Source organism: Paenibacillus lautus NBRC 15380, from assembly GCF_004000945.1.
Classification (GTDB): Bacteria; Bacillota; Bacilli; order Paenibacillales; family Paenibacillaceae; genus Paenibacillus_AQ; species Paenibacillus_AQ lautus.
The window spans coordinates 540,051-558,621 of record NZ_BIMF01000002.1 but is presented as its reverse complement, the minus strand read 5'-3'; the positions used below and the strand labels follow the sequence as shown (position 1 = coordinate 558,621).

General features: G+C 49.8%; 16 protein-coding genes. 9 read left to right on the top strand and 7 right to left on the bottom strand.

Features of this window, described 5'->3' with window-relative positions; genetic code table 11:
- Window positions 1–55: 55 nt before the first annotated feature.
- The 4 genes from qoxD to qoxA form a co-directional block, all read right to left on the bottom strand.
- The gene (gene qoxD / locus PLA01S_RS05890; protein WP_127590693.1) at window positions 56–343 is read right to left on the bottom strand and encodes a cytochrome aa3 quinol oxidase subunit IV; all 288 of its coding nucleotides are present in this window, start codon (window positions 341–343) and stop codon (window positions 56–58) included.
- 1 nt (window position 344) lies between these two features.
- Window positions 345–941 (bottom strand): cytochrome aa3 quinol oxidase subunit III, encoded by a 597-nt coding sequence (gene qoxC, locus PLA01S_RS05885; protein WP_100536573.1) that lies wholly within the window; start codon window positions 939–941, stop codon window positions 345–347.
- Window positions 938–2,881 carry a cytochrome aa3 quinol oxidase subunit I gene (gene qoxB / locus PLA01S_RS05880; protein ID WP_127590691.1) on the bottom strand — a complete coding sequence of 648 codons (1,944 nt, stop codon included), beginning with the start codon at window positions 2,879–2,881 and terminating at the stop codon, window positions 938–940. Before qoxB ends, qoxC begins: the two co-directional genes overlap by 4 nt.
- Window positions 2,882–2,944: 63 nt before the next feature.
- A complete protein-coding gene (gene qoxA, locus PLA01S_RS05875; protein ID WP_100536575.1) occupies window positions 2,945–3,949 on the bottom strand; it encodes a cytochrome aa3 quinol oxidase subunit II in 1,005 nt (334 codons plus the stop codon).
- Between the two features lie 638 nt (window positions 3,950–4,587).
- Here qoxA and PLA01S_RS05870 point away from each other — a divergent pair.
- From PLA01S_RS05870 to PLA01S_RS05850, 5 genes are all read left to right on the top strand, one after another.
- On the top strand, window positions 4,588–5,601 hold the full coding sequence (locus PLA01S_RS05870) for a histidine kinase (RefSeq protein ID WP_246059357.1): 1,014 nt from the start codon (window positions 4,588–4,590) through the stop codon (window positions 5,599–5,601).
- Window positions 5,598–6,230 (top strand): response regulator, encoded by a 633-nt coding sequence (locus PLA01S_RS05865; RefSeq protein ID WP_127590687.1) that lies wholly within the window; start codon window positions 5,598–5,600, stop codon window positions 6,228–6,230. Before PLA01S_RS05870 ends, PLA01S_RS05865 begins: the two co-directional genes overlap by 4 nt.
- A 189-nt stretch (window positions 6,231–6,419) precedes the next feature.
- Window positions 6,420–7,352 carry an ABC transporter ATP-binding protein gene (locus tag PLA01S_RS05860; RefSeq protein ID WP_127591086.1) on the top strand — a complete coding sequence of 311 codons (933 nt, stop codon included), beginning with the start codon at window positions 6,420–6,422 and terminating at the stop codon, window positions 7,350–7,352.
- A gap of 16 nt (window positions 7,353–7,368) precedes the next feature.
- Entirely contained in the window at window positions 7,369–8,649 is a 1,281-nt protein-coding gene (locus PLA01S_RS05855; RefSeq protein ID WP_127590685.1) for an ABC transporter permease, read from the top strand.
- Between the two features lie 26 nt (window positions 8,650–8,675).
- Complete coding sequence (locus tag PLA01S_RS05850) at window positions 8,676–9,752, top strand: ABC transporter permease (protein ID WP_164817323.1); 1,077 nt, start codon at window positions 8,676–8,678, stop codon at window positions 9,750–9,752.
- 93 nt (window positions 9,753–9,845) lie between these two features.
- Here the strand turns inward: PLA01S_RS05850 and PLA01S_RS05845 are convergent, their stop codons facing one another.
- Window positions 9,846–11,297, bottom strand: coding sequence for an aminotransferase-like domain-containing protein (locus PLA01S_RS05845; protein WP_127590681.1), 1,452 nt, complete (start codon window positions 11,295–11,297; stop codon window positions 9,846–9,848).
- Between the two features lie 142 nt (window positions 11,298–11,439).
- Here PLA01S_RS05845 and PLA01S_RS05840 point away from each other — a divergent pair, with 142 nt between their 5' ends.
- Window positions 11,440–12,057 carry a LysE/ArgO family amino acid transporter gene (locus PLA01S_RS05840; RefSeq protein ID WP_127590679.1) on the top strand — a complete coding sequence of 206 codons (618 nt, stop codon included), beginning with the start codon at window positions 11,440–11,442 and terminating at the stop codon, window positions 12,055–12,057.
- 107 nt (window positions 12,058–12,164) lie between these two features.
- Window positions 12,165–12,569, top strand: coding sequence for an IolE/MocC family protein (locus tag PLA01S_RS05835; RefSeq protein ID WP_246059356.1), 405 nt, complete (start codon window positions 12,165–12,167; stop codon window positions 12,567–12,569).
- 777 nt (window positions 12,570–13,346) lie between these two features.
- Here PLA01S_RS05835 and PLA01S_RS05830 read toward each other — a convergent pair.
- Both PLA01S_RS05830 and PLA01S_RS05825 read right to left on the bottom strand, forming a co-directional pair.
- Window positions 13,347–15,191, bottom strand: coding sequence for an ABC transporter ATP-binding protein (locus PLA01S_RS05830; RefSeq protein WP_127590677.1), 1,845 nt, complete (start codon window positions 15,189–15,191; stop codon window positions 13,347–13,349).
- Window positions 15,184–16,920, bottom strand: a complete 1,737-nt coding sequence (locus tag PLA01S_RS05825; RefSeq protein ID WP_127590675.1) for an ABC transporter ATP-binding protein — start codon at window positions 16,918–16,920, stop codon at window positions 15,184–15,186. Before PLA01S_RS05825 ends, PLA01S_RS05830 begins: the two co-directional genes overlap by 8 nt.
- Window positions 16,921–17,106: 186 nt before the next feature.
- Here PLA01S_RS05825 and PLA01S_RS05820 point away from each other — a divergent pair, with 186 nt between their 5' ends.
- Window positions 17,107–18,009 (top strand): M15 family metallopeptidase, encoded by a 903-nt coding sequence (locus tag PLA01S_RS05820; protein ID WP_127590673.1) that lies wholly within the window; start codon window positions 17,107–17,109, stop codon window positions 18,007–18,009.
- Window positions 18,006–18,545, top strand: a complete 540-nt coding sequence (locus PLA01S_RS05815) for a VanZ family protein (RefSeq protein ID WP_127590671.1) — start codon at window positions 18,006–18,008, stop codon at window positions 18,543–18,545. Before PLA01S_RS05820 ends, PLA01S_RS05815 begins: the two co-directional genes overlap by 4 nt.
- The last annotated feature ends 26 nt before the right edge of the window (window positions 18,546–18,571 follow it).

Genomic DNA, 18,571 nt, shown 5'->3' with positions numbered 1-18,571 from the left:
TATCGGGATGCGGACGTTCATCGTTACGTTACAAGTTCACAAAGATTCGCGGGTCTTAAGCGTACCAGCCCCATACGAAGATGAACAGCGTTCCGAAGATCGTGACAAGGCCGACAAACAAAGCGAAGGCAATGTTGATGTAAACGGACTTTTTGTCATCACTTTCCCCAACGTGCATGAACAGCATGAGCTGAACGGCTGCCTGCAGGATCGCGGTAACCAGCAGAACGGCCAATTTCGAAGCTGCCGGCATATCCAGCAGAACGACTAGCGCAACCGCTGAAAGGACGAGAGACGATATATAACCCGCTACATGCTTAATTGGAAACAGCTGTTTTATCATGTCACATCAGTCCTTTCAAGTATACAAAGCTGAAGATGAAGATCCACACAACGTCCAGGAAATGCCAGTAAAGCGAGAAGATAAAGGACTTGTTGGCTGTGGAATGATCCAGTCCATGCTTTTTAAGTTGAATCAGAATGGCAGTTCCCCACAGGAGACCGAAGGTAACGTGAGCTCCGTGCGTGCCAAGCAATGTGAACAAGCTGGAGGAGAAGGCGCTCGTTGAGAGCGTTACTCCTTCATGCACATAGGTGAAGAATTCGAAGATCTCGATCCCAAGGAATCCCGCACCCAGCAGCAGGGTGATGACCATAAAGATCATCGTCTGCTTTTTCAGTCCCAGACGCATCGCATGAACAGCCAAACCGATCGTGAAGCTGCTCGTTAAGAGCAGGAACGTCTCAAGCAGGACCGGCGTAATTTCAAAGATTTCCGCTCCGCTCGGACCGCTGGCAAAGCGGTTCACGAGAACGAAGTAGACGGTAAACAAGGTAGCAAAGAGCGCAATTTCAGCTCCGAGGAACAGCCAGAAGCCGAATATACGATTACGGTTTTCCTCTGTTCCATATTCCAGCGGCTGAGTGGCATCTATTTTCATACCGTATCACCCCGCAGTTTCTGTTCGGTTTGAACAATCTCTTCAACCGGAATGTAGTACCCGTGATCACGGTCAAAGGACATGGTTGCCATAATGATCAATACCGCGATACCGGCAACGATGGAGGGAATCCACCAGCTGAATACCAGGAAGAAGCCAAGGAAGAAGAAGGCGATACCCAGTATAAACGGCTTTCCGGTGTTGCTTGGCATGTGAATTTTCGTAATTTTCTCATCTGAAAGCGGCTCGTTGTTTTTCTTCGAGAACCAGTAGGCGTCTCGGCCTTTGACTTTCGGCGTTACTGCAAAGTTGTATACAGGAACCGGACTTGGCGTAGACCATTCCAGTGCGCGTGCATCCCATGGATCTCCTGTTTTGTCGCGCGGCTCGTAACGTGTACTCCAGTAGATGTTGTATACCAGAATGATGAATCCGATCGCCAGGCCGACGGCGCCGACCATCGACAGCATATTCAGCGGGCCAAAGCCGGTTTCAGCCGAATAGGTGTACGTACGACGGGTCATCCCCATCAGTCCCAGGAAGAACATCGGGAAGAACGTTACGTTAAATGAGATGGCAATGAACCAGAATGCGATTTTGCCAAGCTTTTCGTTCAGACGGAAGCCGAACACTTTAGGGAACCAGTAATGGAAACCGGCAATGACGGCGAATACGGCGCCTGGAATGAGCACATAGTGGAAGTGGGCAACCAGGAACATCGTATTATGATATTGATAGTCCGCACTGGCCATCGCCAGCATGACGCCGGTTACTCCGCCGATCGTGAAGATCGGAATAAAGGCAAGCGAGTAGAGCATCGGCGTCGTAAAGCTGATTCGACCCTTGCGAAGGGTGAAAAGCCAGTTGAATATTTTGATCCCGGTCGGTACGGCAATCGCCATCGTTGTGATGGAGAAGAAACCGTTGACCATGGCTCCTTGACCCATGGTATAGAAATGGTGGGCCCATACCAGGAAGGACAAGCCGGAAATAATCGCCATACTCAATACCATGGAGCTGTAACCGTACAAGTTCTTTTTGGAGAAGGCCGAGATAATCTCACTGAAAATACCGAAAGCCGGTAGAATGACAATGTATACCTCAGGGTGTCCCCATACCCAGAACAGGTTGGCCCATAGCATATCCATGCCGCCGTTGGCCATCGTGAAGAATTGCGAACCAAAGATGCGGTCGAACATCATAAGCAGGAGCGCAATCGTAAGTACAGGGAAAGCAAAGATAATGATGACACAAGTAATCAATACAGACCATGTGAACATCGGCATGCGCATCAGGGTCATGCCCGGCGCGCGCATCTTCAGGATCGTTACGATAAAGTTAAGGCCTGTCAGCAAGGTACCAATCCCTGAAATCTGTAGCGATAGAGAGTAGTAGTTGTTGCCGACCGTCGGACTGAATTCGATACTGGCCAGCGGGAAGTAAGCGGACCAGCCTGCATCCGGCGAACCTCCGATAACGAAGGAAATGTTGAACAGCATGGCCCCGGCGAAGAACAGCCAGAAGCTGATTGCGTTCAGTTTAGGGAAAGCTACGTCACGGGCTCCGATCTGAAGCGGAATGATGACGTTCATCAGACCGAAGATAAACGGCATGGCCATAAAGAGGATCATGATGACCCCGTGAGTCGTGAATACTTCATTATAATGCTGACCGGTCAGAAACTTCATCTCCGGTGCGGCGGTCTGCGCGCGCATCATGATCGCGTCGACGCCCCCGCGGAACAGCATGATCAATGCACAGATGATGTACATGACCCCAATTCTTTTGTGATCCACGGTTGTCAGCCATTCCCGCCACATATATCCCCACTTCTTGTAATAGGTCAAACCGAAGAGGATTGCGAGCGAGACGAGCACGATACTCACCATGGCGCCGTAAATTAACGGATCACCGGTAACGAAAAATTCGTCCCATTTCATAAAGGCCTAGCTCCTTTCTGGATGTATGAAGTAGATCGGGCGAACAATGATTCACTCACCGATTTAATGTCCTTCATGTTGATGATTTGGGCTTTCTTCAGCCGGGAAGTTCGGCAGCGGTTCGTTTGGATCCACGTTCGTTTCGCTGTCAAATTCCGTTTCTTCCGTTGTTGCAGGATCCGGGTGGACGTCTTTATGGTCCTGATGCTCCTCATTGCCGTTGACATCACCGCCATGGTGATGGTCTTCGGATGGCGGCGGGCTGAATTCCAGATGCGTGTTGGAGAAGGTCATTCGTCCGACATGCGCGGTGTCCAGAAGCTTCTTGAACTCATCTTCCTTCAGTTCAGGCGCGGTGTCCTTTACATCTTTAACCCACTCATCGTACTCGGCAGAGGTCATGGCAAGAGCTTCGAACTCCATATGGGCAAAGCCTTCGCCGTTGAAGTTTGCGTTACGGCCCATCATGGAACCCGGTACGTCGGCCACCATGTTCAGCTTGGTGATCATGTCGCTCATCGCGTACTTCTGCCCGTGAAGCTGAGGGATCCAGAAGCTTGTGATCGGACCGAATGAATACAGTCTGAACTCGATCGGACGATTGGTTGGAATGTTGACGTAATTGACAGTCTCAATTCCTTCTTCCGGATAGCTGAAGTGCCATTTCCAGTTCGAAGAGGAAGCGTAAATGACCAAAGGCTCTTGGTTCTCATAACCTTCCGGCACGTTCTCGACGGCCACCGTCGTTTTGACGGTTACGACCGATAGCACGGCGACGATCAGGATCGGAATGGCAGTCCACAGAATCTCCAGCCATTTGTTACCCTCTTCATGAGGCGGTTCGTAACCCTCGTTGGATTTCTTGGCTCGGTATTTGGTGAGCATGTAGATATAGAGCGCGTAAACTACCGCTAGAATTCCGACCATCATGAGAATGGAGAATATGATTGTATCGGATAGGGTTCTGGCAGCCGGTCCTTTCGGATCTAATACCGTGAGCGAGCTGCATCCCGATAAGAGCAAGGTAAAGCCTAAAAACAATGCAAATAACGGCCCTCTTTTGTTCATGATGTACCCCTTTCCTTGAAACGTTCGTTCGATTCAATGTTACTGACACATCTATAGTAGAAAGTTCCGGTCGGCTTTGCAAAACACATAAACTTGTATAATTAACAGATAAATCCATATTCGTGTCAATGTATGTAATTTTATGTGTTCAAATTGTTACAAAAGGGGGAGGTTGTGAGCGAAATCATTGTAGTGGCGCGGTTTTGGGGCAGTTCATACATTGTTCAAACTTTCACGAGAGTTACCAGTTTCGTCACAATTTCGGACCTGTTTTTCGCTGTGATTGCCCTCTGAGCTTGTCGAATAAATCCCAGTAATGATAAGGGTTTAGGCCTGTATGTATATTTTTTCACAATAATATCGAAGCGATTTTTTATTTCCAGTTTACTTATTTCCCCAAAAGTATCGAATAGGCTTGTGATATGATATAACCACAATTTGGAACGGCATCTTTTATTGGAAATTGTGAAACTCTTGATAGGAAAGAGAGGAGAGCATGTCGGTCGTTCTGGATATGGTTTTTATTTCTTCTTTTAAGCTGGCTATGCGCCTTCATTCCAGTACTCCAGCATGTTAATCCGGATCAATTGCCTTGGAGATTGGGAAGCAGCGCCATTTTCTTCACAGGCTTTTTTTTATTGCCGTTATACCGCGCCAAGCCTGCAATGCTATTTGTCACACTGCTCATTGCATCATTATGTTCCGTGATCTCCTTATGGCCGACCACTACGAGTGCATCTGACCCGTACATTCTGCTGGTTTATTCCATTCTTGCGGGAAAAGCCGTGTATCGGCTCTCCGCCATTCATGCCGCCTGCATAGGTTTAGTGCTGACCGCCGGTGCCATTGCACCCGGCTTGTTAGGATACTCCGGATTACCATGGCTGTTTCTCGCGCTTTACTCTGTTATTCTCGCGATGGCTCTTACCCTGTTTCGCACCATCTGGTCCCGTTATGAAGAGTCGGCGGTTCGAAATGAAACGCTGCTCAGTGAATACCGTAACATGAAACGTCGTCTTATAACGGATGAGCAGCACGCGAGGCAGGAGGAGCGGGCTCAGGTCGGTCGCGATATCCATGACTCCGTCGGGCATAAATTAACGGCACTGCTCATGCAGCTTGAGATGCACCGGATGCAGGCAGACGGGGAAACCGCCGAGGTTCTGAAGGGGCTCAAAGCCCTTGCCAAGGAAAGTCTGGAGGAGTCCAGGAATGCGGTGAAATCCATGAAGCAGCAGGAGACCAGCGGATTGCCCGCGATCATTGGACTTCTCCGGCGCTTGGAATCCGAGAGTTTTATGCGCGTAACGCTAACGGCGCGGCATGGAGCGCTTACCGTGCCTTTAAACAATATCCACTCCATTGCGGTATACCGTGCGGTTCAGGAAGCCATGACCAATGCGATGAAGCATGGGAGTACGCGAGAAGTGCATATCATTTTTGAAGCGCCGGGAGGCGGCATATTCCGTTTTGAGGTAAGCAATCCGTATCACCGGAAACGCGATACATACCGGGAGGGCTATGGTTTAAAAGCGATGCGAGAGCGAATGGAAGAGGCTGGAGGCGAGCTTCAAATCTCCCAGTACGACAATCAATTTATCGTTCGCGGAACGTTATTCATGTCCAAGATAATAGAGGAGGGAGTCCGCTGATACGTTTATTATTGGCAGAGGATCAGGCCATGGTTCGTCAAGGTCTGAAGATGATGATCGAAAGCGATTCGGATATGCTGGTTGCCGGTGAAGCTGGCAACGGCAAAGAGGCTGTAGTATTATGCGAAAACCATATCTTTGATGTCGTTGTGCTCGATATCCGAATGCCGGAGATGAACGGATTGGAAGCTGCTCGCATCATACGTTCACGATGGCCGAAGACAAAAGTGCTGATGCTGACAACGTTTAATGACGATCAGTATGCGGTCGAGGCGCTAAAGAGCGGGGCAAGCGGGTATATGCTGAAGGAGGCGGAGCCGGAGGCCCTGATCCGCTCGATTCGAAGCTGCTTGAGCGGCGGATTGTCGCTCCAGGAGGATGTAGCGGCCAAGGTGATCCCCAAACTGCTGGAAGAGAAGAAAGCACCCGTCGTTGATGCTTCGATTACCCCGCGGGAGCTGTCCATCATACGTCTGGTAGGGGAAGGGCGCAGCAACCGCGAAATCGCAGACGAGCTGGGTTTGTCGATCGGAACGGTCAAGAATCACGTCAGCCAGATTATGGACAAACTTGATCTAAGAGACCGGACGCAGCTGGCGATTTATGCTATACGGCACAATGTGGTTTGATTCGCGAGAAAAGGCGATAACCCGTTAAATCCGAATCTAACATGACTGAAGTCATGGTTCTGAATCAAAGCAATGACCGAGGGCAGTGATGGCACTGCCTTTTTGCATATACACTTGTAGCAGTGGATGACGATATGAACGAAGGGCAACTAGGCAGGTTAGGTTTCATATCGAGAATGGGGGGACATGATGCTGGAAACCGTAGAACTTCGAAAAGTGTTTAAGGGCAAGACTGCTGTGGAGGAAGTCAGCCTGTATCTGGACCGGGGAGAATCCGTCGGATTGATCGGTCCGAACGGCGCCGGGAAATCGACAACAATCTCTATGATATCATCCTTGCTGAAACCGACGGGCGGCGATGTACGCCTGAACGGCAAAAGCGTGCTCAAGCATCCGCAGGACATTCGCACCGTATTAGGCGTAGTGCCTCAGGAAATTGCCTTGTATGAGGAATTGACCTCGTATGAAAACCTTAAATTTTTCGGGCGCGTATATGGATTGAACGGAAAGGAATTGGAGATCAAAATTCAGGAGCTGCTTGAGACGGTCGGCCTTCGGGATCGCCAGAAGGAGTTAATTAGAACCTATTCCGGAGGCATGAAGAGAAGGATCAATATTGCAGCTGCTCTGCTGCACGATCCGCAAATCGTCATCATGGATGAACCGACCGTGGGCATTGATCCGCAATCCCGCAATCATATTCTTGAAACGGTCCGGCGCTTAAACCGGGACAAAGGGACAACGGTACTGTACACAAGCCATTACATGGAAGAGGTGGAGCAGCTGTGCAGCCGGATGTACATCATGGATCATGGGCGGATTATCGCGTCGGGTACCAAGGAGGAGCTGCAGCACATCTTATCCGGTGAGGATACGCTGATCATTCAGCTGAGTCGCCCGAATCCGGAGCTGGCCGAGGAGCTTCGCTCCTTAGAAAGCGTCAGGCAGGTTGAGGAGACGGATCATGGCCTGAAGCTCATTGTCATGAAGAACAGTTACATTCTGTCCGGTATTGTGCAGGCTGCCGAACGCCATGAGGTGCAGATTCAGAATATTCATATCCAGTCGCCAAGTCTCGAGGATGTATTTCTTCATTTGACCGGCCGCAAGCTTCGGGATTGAGGGGAGGGACAGCCGCTTGGGCGTATTTTTCAAGAAAGACTTTCTCGTCTATTGGCGAGACCGGAAAGAGATGCTGATTGCTTTGTTTATGCCATTAGTGCTAATCCTGATTCTTGGATTTGCCTTGCCGAATTGGGTAGAGAATTCGAATGAATCCCTTGAGATGAGAGTTGCGTTAGTCGTGAAGGATCGGCATGAAGAGGGAGTTCATGCCTTTCAGGAAAGCCTAAAGAGTTTGTCGATCAGTACGGAAGAGAAGAACGAACTGAGTGAAGCAGCTGCGAATTTCCAACCGGAAGCCTTATTAATGAATATGTTCGGCGACGATGAAGTGGAGGAATTTCTTCAAGTTGCTGCTTTGGATGACCAGACTGCGCTTGCACAGCTGGAGGAAGAGCAAGTGGAGGCCGTTATTACGATCCCCGAAGGGTATACGCTGGCTGCGCTTAACAAGCTGCTCCTGCATGAGGGGGACGGTGCGGTGCTGACTTTGACTGCGCTTGAGAATTCAATGAAAGTGAATGTTCTGCAAAATATGCTGGATGGATTTTTGGGTGCCGTTAATTATCAAGCTGCGCTGGACAGCGGAATGGAAGGACAGGAAAGGAAGGGTGAGGGCGAGCTTGCGCTGGTGAACAGCCCTGTCGGCGGATTGGAACAAATTGAAGGTGTGGACATGATCACCTCGTTCCAATATTACGCACTGGCGGTCAGTATATTCTTTGCACTGTCCGTTTCCACAACAACGGCGTCCAAATCGATCACGGAAAAGCGAGAGATGGTGTTTATGCGTCTCCTTCTTGCCGGGACCCATCCATTTCGCTATATGTCCGGTAAGGTTGGGTCGACCTTCTGCATGTCTCTGCTGCAATCTGCGGTCCTGCTGATCGTCTCGCACTTTCTGTTTCAGCTTTTTCCGGGGATATCCCTGAGCTTCTGGATCGGTTTGACCTTCATTATCTTCATGATGTGTCTAACGGTTGCAGCGTTATCTGCGCTATATACGGCTATGCTCTTCCGAATGAAGGACACGGATGTCGCAACTGGCATATCATTCATACTGCTTCTTGTGCTCGGCGTCATCGGAGGGAATCTGGTGCCGATCTATATTTTGCCGGATTGGCTAATAAGCATCGGCAGCGTAACCCCCAACGGCTTGGCCTTGATGTCCATGATTCAGTGGATACAGGGCAGTCCGTTTCAAGAGCTATGGCTGCCGATTCTGTACCAAGGGGTGTTCTTCATCGTTATTCTAGCTGCGAGTTTATGGATCTTTCCAAGAAGGGGGCGGATCTGATGGCTCCCATTTTAATATCGCAATGGATGAAAGAAAAGCGAAATCCATGGATGATCATCTTGTTCATCGGTCTGAGCATATTGGCCACGCTTATGTTCGGAGGGAAGGCTGACAGCAAGATCAAGATTGACATCTTCACGGCAGACGGGGCGGTTGATGAGTCCGAAGCCAAGTGGATCGAATGGCTGAATCAAAACGATACGTTCGAATTTCGAATTGAGGATGAACAGACGGCAAGAAAGAAAGTGCGCGAGGGACGCGCAGATCTCGCCGTGAAGCTGGTCTCTGACGATTATCGCATCATAGCCGCAATGGATAACCCATACGCCCAGTTAGCTGATCAGCATCTCCGTACGGTTTATGAACGAGAGCTGCAGCTTCGGGCCGCAGCGGCGAACGTGCAAGATGAAGCTGAATTTCGCGAGCACGTACATGCTTATATGGAGAAACCACCCATGCGTCTCCAATCCGAGTCGCAGGGCGGGGGAGAACTCGTTTCTCATGATATGGGACTTCAGCTGCTGTTCGGATTTTCGTTATTCTTAGTCATGTTTACTGTTGGTTTCAAGGTGAACACGATTACGAAGGATAAAACCTCCGGCGTTTGGAATCGGCTGATACTGTCTCCTGTCCGGAAAACAGAGATGTATATGGGTCACCTGCTTTACAGCTCTTTGATTGGCGTCTTGCAGATCATCATCGTGCTGCTCATCTTTCGGTATGGTTTCGGCTTCGACCTAGGCGACCAATACGGCTTGCTGCTGCTAGTCACTGTGATCTATATACTGACCATCGTCGCTTTATCCATGCTCTTTGTTGGCATATTGCAGTCGCCCGAGCAATTTGGGACGCTGTTTCCGTCCATCATTCCGATCCTGCCGCTCATCAGCGGGGTATATATGCCGCCGGGAACGATCACGAATCCGATTCTGCTTGGCATCGCGGAAGTCATTCCGCTGACCCATGCCATGAAAGCATTGACGGGAATAGCCGTGTACAGTTATGGAATCGCGGATCTCTGGATCCCGATTTCCAAATTGCTGCTCATCGGGGTGTTGTGCATGGGCATAGGCATTAATCTGATGGAACGGCGTCATGTGTAGGTGAAAGGTATAGATTTGCGATATGGAGCGGGTATACTGACATAAGGCAAGGGCCTTCCCTGTGGATCAAAGTCCTCGGGAGAGCCCTTTTTTTCATGACAACGCATGGAGGCGGATAAGCTCCGCAAGCCGGATAAGCCCGCTCTCCAGCTGATCGTACGAGGCGTAAGCATAGGATAGGCGCAGATGCTGCTGGTCGTTACGATCATAAATATTTCCCGGATTAAGCAGAATGCTCTCCTTCAGCGCCTGCTCAAATAAAGGGCGAATGGAGAGAGGGTTCTTGATGCAAAGCCAGATATAAAAACCGCCTTGAGGAACATTCCAGTGTGCGATATCGTGGAAATATTGCTCCAGTAACGATAGGGTAAAGTCTCGGCGTCTCATAAGCTCTGCCCGGATATGATCGAGATGTATCTCATATAACCCGCTGGAGAGCCATTCGGCGACGGCATGCTGGGAAAGTGAGCTGGAGCCGTAATCGGTTTGCATTTTGATGTCGGACAGCCGGTCGATGACCGGCTCAGGCCCGACGATCCATCCGATACGCAGTCCGGGACCCAGGGTCTTGGACATGCTGCCCATATAGAGCACCAGACCTTGTTTATCCGAAGCTTTCAGCGGAGGTGGCGAGGGGGAATCGAACCATAAATCCCCGTACACGTCATCCTCGATTAGTGGCAGCCTTTCCTGAGCGCATATCCGAAGCAGCTCTGCTCGCCTGTCAGAAGACATCAGGGTGCCGGTTGGGTTATGAAAGGCAGGGATGGTATACAGCAGGGCAGCCCTGTGTTGGCGCTTGAGTCTTCCGATGGCTTCCGTTCGGATCCCGCTCTCATCCATAGGGATGCCGTGCAAATGCATGCCGGCAGATTGAAACACATGGATCGAGTTCAGGTAAGAGGGATTCTCCACCAAAATGGAGGAGCCGTGATGCAGCAGTCCCAATGAGATCAGCTGTAAGCCTTGCAGCCCGCCCGAGACGATGAGTATGGAAGCAGGGGAGGCTATAACCCCTTTCTTTTTCAGATGCTCACTGATGATTTCTCTTAAGTATAGGCTCCCTTTCGGTTCCGAGTAACCCAAGGTGAAACGGCTGTACATCCTGCCGTTAAACGTCTCCCGCATTTGGTCGGTCGGGAGGAGATCGGGCGAGAGCTCGCCTGTTCCGAGACGGATCATGCCCGAATCGGTTTCCGCGCGATTGATTTGCTGGATCATCTGGATGTTGGGCTGATAGGAGCCGGATTTCACATATTGATTCCAATCAGGCGGAGGCGTGGCAGCGAGTAAACTCCAGGTATTGTTGATAATCACGGTGCCTTGCCCCACGCGGGATTCGATTAAACCGTCTGCGGCGAGCTCCCCGATTGCATACACAATGGTGCTGCGGTTAACTTGAAATTTGGCAGCCAGATCACGCTGCGTGGGAATTCGGGTTCCGACCGGCCATTCCCCGTTCATGATTCTGCGCTTGATATCATCATAAATTTGCTGATGAAGCGGCACATCGGAGTACTTATTTAATTTCCATTCTTCAGCCATAAGTATAAGTAAACCCGCTTTCATGTAGGAATATGCCTCAGTATACCTCATTGGTTGGTTCAAGCGCCAACCAATTGGTTGGAGACGCAACTGACATCCTCCTTTACAATGGTGGAAATATTCGTTGGAGGTTTGGTTTCATATGATCAGTGTCTTACTTCATGGCTTCATCCTGGCTTTTGGCCTTATTCTTCCTTTGGGCGTCCAGAACGTGTTTGTATTTAATCAGGGAGCGGTACAATCCCGCTTCGTCAAGGCACTGCCCGCCATGATTACGGCATCGCTCTGTGATACGCTGCTGATCTCACTAGCGATTCTGGGGGTATCCGTTGTTGTACTGGAATACGAGTGGATCCGAACGGTGCTCTTTTCACTGGGGATCTGTTTCCTGGTCTATATGGGAATGGTGACCTGGAAGAGCAAACCTTCGGGTCAAGCGCAGGAAGAGGCTCGTTCGTTTACGCCGAAGAGGCAAATTGTTTTTGCCACGTCCGTATCTTTGTTAAATCCGCATGCCGTCCTGGACACGATGGGGGTCATTGGCACAAGCTCTCTTCAATATACAGGGATGGACAAAGTGACCTTTGCCGTCGTATGCATCGCAGTTTCATGGCTGTGGTTCTTGGGTCTAGGAATAGCGGGCAGGGCAGCGGGAAGGATGGATGCATCAGGGAAAATGTTGTCTACGTTGAACCGAATATCAGCGTTGATTATGTGGGGAACAGCGGGGTATCTGGGGGTTAGCCTGATTCTATCTTAGCTAGGACACGATGCGTGATTTTTTATTATAGATGATAAATCCCTTTGCCCACGCTTCTTCCAACCTATATAATGAGCCTAATTCAAAAGGGGATAAGGAGCGGAGTTATGGAATACAGATTAGTAAAGGTGGATCGTGCAGCGGATGGCGGTTATACCATTGGTCCGGAAAATCATATGGGCGCGTCGCTGCTTCCACGCGAAATGAAACGGCTTGCAGAGGAAGTCCATCATCCGGCTTTTGGTTTTCTGCTTCATCTTGGCAGATGGAAGGCCGATGAGGCTGAAGGGGATGCGATGGTTGCCCCATGGACGGTACATACTCATTTTGACGCGAAAACAGCGGTTCATCCCGATGCGGAGGAGAAGGTACGAAGCCTGCTCGCAGGCGGATACAAGGGCTATTGGGGCGTCGAATACAATGCGCCGAACAACCAATATGTGGAGATGGAATGGATTATCGGGGCTGTAAAACGGATCGTGAGTAATGCCAGTCGAGTTGAGTTGGAATGATGAGATCGTACGAGATGGTAGCCCTGTAGTGCATTTGCATGGCACTGGAGGTGCATCTGCATTGCGTTGTTTTATATTGTTTTGCATTGCATTACATTGCGTTGCGTTGTATTGTATTTGTTTTGTTAACGGACTGAGCATCCGTTATTTAGTTAAAAAAGATGAAATTAACTTGTTTAGCGGACATGAGATACGTTATTCGCCGTAAAAGTGTGATTTTCGCCCTATGCTAACTAAAATAACGGATCTAGTGTCCGTTCGAGTTGCGAAATGAGCTGTTTTGATGGAAATAACGGACCTAGTGTCCGCTCGATTTGTAGATTGAGCAGGTTTGATCGAAATGTAGGCCCTGGTGTCCGCTCAATTTGTAGATTGAGCTGGTTTGATCGAAATGAAGACCCTAGTGTCCGTTCAATTCGCGAATTGAGCAGGTTTGATCGAAATGTAGGCCCTGATGTTCTTTCGATTCGTGAATTGACCTATTTTGATCGAAATGTAGGCCCTAGTGTCCGTTGGATTTGCCTCTGCTCGATTAGCGAATCAAGCCGGTTTGATCCAAATAAAGGCGTTCAGGTCCGGTCGTGCCAAATGGGAAGAGAATCCGCGCTCGTCTTAGACTGATACAGATACAGACAATGGTCTGCAGTTATAAGGGCAAGGTGGTCGATACGTAACGTTCAATTCTAAGAGCATTTATCCTTATAGCTGAAAAACAAGAGAGCCGGTTTCATGAACCGACTCTCTTGTTTGTTGTCAGCAGCCTGTAAGCAAGGCACTTTAACTGGTTAACTTAAACTGGCTGTTGTATAACTCGTAATAAAAACCGCGTTTGGCCAGCAGTTCTTCGTGTGTGCCGCGCTCTGTGATACCGCCTTGATTCATGACGAGAATCTGGTCAGCCTCACGAATGGTGCTTAGACGATGAGCGATGACGAAGCTGGTTCGGCCCTGCATTAGGGTGCGCATGGCGGTCTGAATATGCATCTCCGTCCGCGTATCGATGCTGCTGGTAGCTTCGTCCAGAATCAGAATGACCGGATCGGCAAGCACCGCGCGCGCGATCGTCAAGAGCTGCCGCTGGCCCTGGCTCAGGTTGCCTCCGCCCGATAGAAGCTGCGTATCATAGCCTTTGGGCAGCTTCATAATGAAGTCATGCGCATTGGCAAGCTTGGCGGCAGTTTCGATCTCTTCGTCCGAGGCATCAAGCCGGCCGTAGCGGATGTTCTCCCGAATCGATGCCGAGAATACATAGGCATCCTGCAGCACGATTCCCAGCTTGCTCCGCAGATTGTCCTTATTCAGCTGACGGATATCGACCCCATCAATGGTGATCACGCCAGAATCGATTTCATAGAAACGGGTGAGCAGATTGATGATGGTGGTTTTGCCGGCGCCTGTCGGACCGACGAGTGCAATGGTTTCGCCCGGCCGAGCGGTAAGTGAGACATCCTTCAGGATCGGAACGCCCTCCTTATAACTGAAGCAGACACGGTCAAATTGTACCTCCCCATGCATGTCATCTGCTGTATTCGCATCTTGATCGTCTTGGTACTCCGACTCGGTATCGATAATCTCAAAGACCCGTTCAGCACCCGCCACAGCGGATTGCACCAGGTTGAATTGATTCGCCAGATCGTTCAGCGGCCGTTGAAACTGCTTCGAGTAGTTCAGGAATGCAACGACAACTCCAACGGTAGTAAAATCCTTGAATGCCATGTACCCGCCAACCGCCGCAATTAAAGCAAAGCTGACGTTATTCAGCACGTTCATAACCGGACCGACGGTACCCGAATAAATCTGAGCTTGAATGCTGGCATCGGTCAGCTTCTTGTTCATGACATCGAACTGCGCAGCGGCATGCCGCTCCCGGCGATATACCTGTACGACCTTCTGACCCGAGACGGTTTCCTCGATAAAGCCATTAAGCTCACCCAGCGTGCTCTGCTGCTTGGAGAAATGCTTCCTTGTCCGGCTTGCTACCGTCTTTGTGAACAGCATGACAAGCGGAATGGTCACCATGCTGAGCAGCGTCAACCACACGTTCAGGTACAGCATGATGGCAAGCGATCCAACCAGGGACAGTACGCTTGAAATGAGCTGGGTTACGCTCTGATTCAACGTCCCGGAGACGTTCTCGATATCGTTGGTCGTGCGGCTCATTAATTCGCCGTGAGTCTTGCTATCGAAGAACCGCAGCGGAAGGACTTGAAGTCTTGCAAAAATATCCCTCCGCATGGCCTGGATAGACAGCTGGGAGACCTTAACCATGACATGCTGCTGCAGCCATGCCGTGAGTGCGGTACCCGCGTAAACCGCTAGAAGCACCGCGCACAGCCCCATGAGTCCCTTAAAATCTCCGGGAATGATGTAATGATCCACCGCATTTCCCAGCAGGTAAGGAGAAACCAGGGACAGAATCGTTGTGATAAGCGTGAACAAGAAAACAGCGATCATACCGCCTTTAAATGGTCGAATATAACTCCAGATCCGGCGTATCGTTCCCATCGTATTTTTGGGCTTCGCCTTGGCCATCGTCATTCCACGCATGGGGCTGCCGCCGCGCATGCTCAGATCCGGAGCGTCCGCATGGCCATGCTTTGATCCTTGATCCGGTTTAGCCATGGGAAGACACCTCCTTGCCGAATTGCGATTGATAAATATCCTGGTATAACTCACAGGAAGCAAGCAGCTCGCTGTGCGTACCCTCCGCTACCAATTTCCCATCATCCAGCACCAGTATAAGATCGGCATCGATTACGGAAGAGATCCGCTGCGCAATCATGAGGCTGGTGCGGCCGTTCATCAGCCGGGCCAACTCTTTCTGAAGCCTGGACTCCGTACCCATATCGATGGCGCTGGTGCTGTCATCAAGAATAAGAATGGCGGGGCGAAGCAATAATGCCCGTGCAATGGAGATTCGCTGTTTCTGGCCGCCGGAGAGGTTCACGCCTCTTTGTCCAAGGATCGTATCGTACCCTTCCGGCATGGATGAAATGAATTCATGCACCTGCGCAGCCTTGGCTGCTGTGATCACTTCTTCATCGGAAGCATCCGCTTTTCCGTAGCGGATATTGTCCCGGATCGTGCCTGTGAAGAGGATGGATTCTTGAAGGACGATGCCAATTCGTTCGCGTAACGCCGATAAATCGTATTGTCGCACATCGGTCCCATCGATGAATATCCGCCCGGAAGTTACATCATACAGGCGGGGGAGCAGGGATACCAGAGAGGTTTTTCCCGAACCGGTTGCCCCCATAATCGCGACGGTCTGCCCCGGTCGAACCTTGAAACTGACATGATGTAAAACGGGCTTCTGAATCTCCGGTTTATAGGAAAAAGTCACCTGGTCAAATACGATTTCTCCCTGCTTGTATGCATTCATCGTCGGATGAACAACGTTCAAGATCTCGGATTCCGTATGCATGACTTCCTGGATACGATCAGCGGAAACCTTGGCTGTAGAGATTCGAACCAGCATCATCGCCACGGAGGAAACGGAGAACAGCACCTGTGTCACATAGTTGATAAAGGCTACCAGGCTTCCCACCTCAAATGAGCCATCAATCGCGTTCTTCCCGCCGAGCCATAGGACAATCACGATACTGATGTTCAGTATCATGGTCAGGATAGGCATATTCAGCGCAACGATCCGTTGTGTTTTAACCGAAACTTGCGTGAAATCGGTATTCGCTTGATGGAATCGATCCTGCTCATACCCGGATCGCACGAATGCTTTGGATACCCGGATGCCGGCGAAATTCTCCTTCAGGACCGTATTCACTTTATCGAGTTTCTTCTGAACGGTGGCGAATAAAGGGAGGGTGGCCCGGATCAAGAAGAACATCACAACGAACAATAACGGAACGGCAATGGCTAGAATGATGGCGAGCTTGGGACTAATGATCACCGCCATGATCATACTTCCAATCGCGAGAAATGGAGACCGAACGAAGATGCGCAGCAGCATCTGGACCATGGTCTGAAGCTGAACGATGTCGCTCGTAAGCCGAGTGATAAGTGAACCGGTTGAGATATCGTCCAGATTACGGAACGAGAGGGTTTGAACCTTGCGGAACAAATCCCGGCGCAGGTCGGCACCGAAACGCTGCGAGGCAATAGAAGAATAGATCGTACATCCGAGACCTCCAAGCAGCCCGATGGCAGCCGCACCCAGCATGATGAGACCTGTATGGAGAATGTGTGAAGTATCGTTCTGCATGACGCCTTGATCAATAATGCTGGCCATGAGAATGGGCTGGAGCAAATCCATGGCGACCTCCAGCAGCATAAGCAGCGGCGCAAGCAGGGCCGCTGACCAGTGGGGACGCAAATAACGAAATAATTTGAGCAAGAATAATGGCACCTTCTTTATTCTTTTTAGTCTAAATACCAAGTTAAGCCATAGGCTTCAATCTTGTCAAAGGGAAAAGGGATAGGCCCAACGCACCTCTCTTAAGAAAAACTTTAACTTTTTCCTACTTTTCCTTAAACTCTATTCATTAATCTGGATAGACCAAGCTAGAGGGAGTTGTTGAAGTTGAAAAAGGGTTTAATCATGCTCGTTATATTTCTGTTGGTCGGATGCGAGTCCATTCTGACGGAGAAGCCTAACGTGAAGGATAGGGTGGACAGTAGAGATGGACAGGAAACAAAAGCGGATTCCGGCACGCCATCGAATCATCCATCAGTTAAGCAAACGATCCGTGTAACGGATGAACAAGTGACACGTGGAAATTTGGTCCTGGTCAATAAGGATCATCCGCTTGATCCGGAAGCGGTGCCGAATGATATCGTAACATTGTTTGAGAATCATGACTTAATGTATGGCTATGTGGTTCTGGACAACACAATCCGGTTATCGCGCAGTGTGGCGGAGAATTTCCGTGATATGATTGGAGCCGCCGGAGAAGACGGAGTCAATCGCTTCATGATCAGCAGCGGGTATCGGGATGAAGACGAGCAAGAACAGCTTTATCGTGAGAAAGGTTCCGATTACGCCTTGCCCCCAGGCTACAGCGAGCATAATCTCGGGCTCTCGATGGATATCGGATCGACGCAACAGTCGATTGATCGATCGCCCGAAGGGAAGTGGCTGAAGGAGCATGCATGGGAGCACGGCTTCATTCTGCGCTATCCTCAGGACAAAACAGAGATTACAGGCATTCAGTATGAACCGTGGCATTTTCGTTATGTTGGGCAGCCGCACAGCATGATCATGAAGGAACTGAATCTTACATTGGAGGAATATCTGGATTACCTGAAGGAAAAATCCAGCTATAGAACAACCGTAGAGGGGAAGGAATACGAAATTAAGTATGTACCCGTGACGTCCAAGGACATGGAGATTGAGATACCGGCAGGAAGCGAGTATGAGATATCCGGAAACAATATCGACGGAATCATTGTGACGGTACTGCTAAACAAGGATGATGCGGAATGAAATTATCGTATAAATGGATACTGGTAATGCCATATGCATTGTATCTCTACGTCTTGCTCAAGGTGATTTTATTCAAGTTCGGTTCCGTGGATCTATCGTTTCTGTGGCAGCAGTTGCAGCGAGCCATCGAGAACCCGGAATATGTGCAGAATCGATTGCCGTTTGCCAATTTCACGCCATTTGAATCCATTCGGATGAATATGAAGCACCTTTCGAGCGGGCATGATGTGATCAATCTATTCGGGAATATCGCCATATTCATGCCTAACGGTATATTCGTCGGTCTTATGCTTAGGAACAAGTTCTTCGGATTCATCGGCTCCTTCACGACATCCCTGGGGTTGAGCCTGGGACTGGAATGCTCTCAGCTCGTTTTTTCAATGGGAAGTTTTGATGTAGATGATTTAATCCTGAATACGGCCGGTGGGGTGCTCGGATACGGCGTGTTTCTCATGCTTAAACTCACCTTAGCGGGAACAACACTTCCTATTGACGAGAGAAGAAGAACAGATAAGCCTTTAACTGGGAACGAATAAGTAAGGAATTGATGTTTGATTGGGTA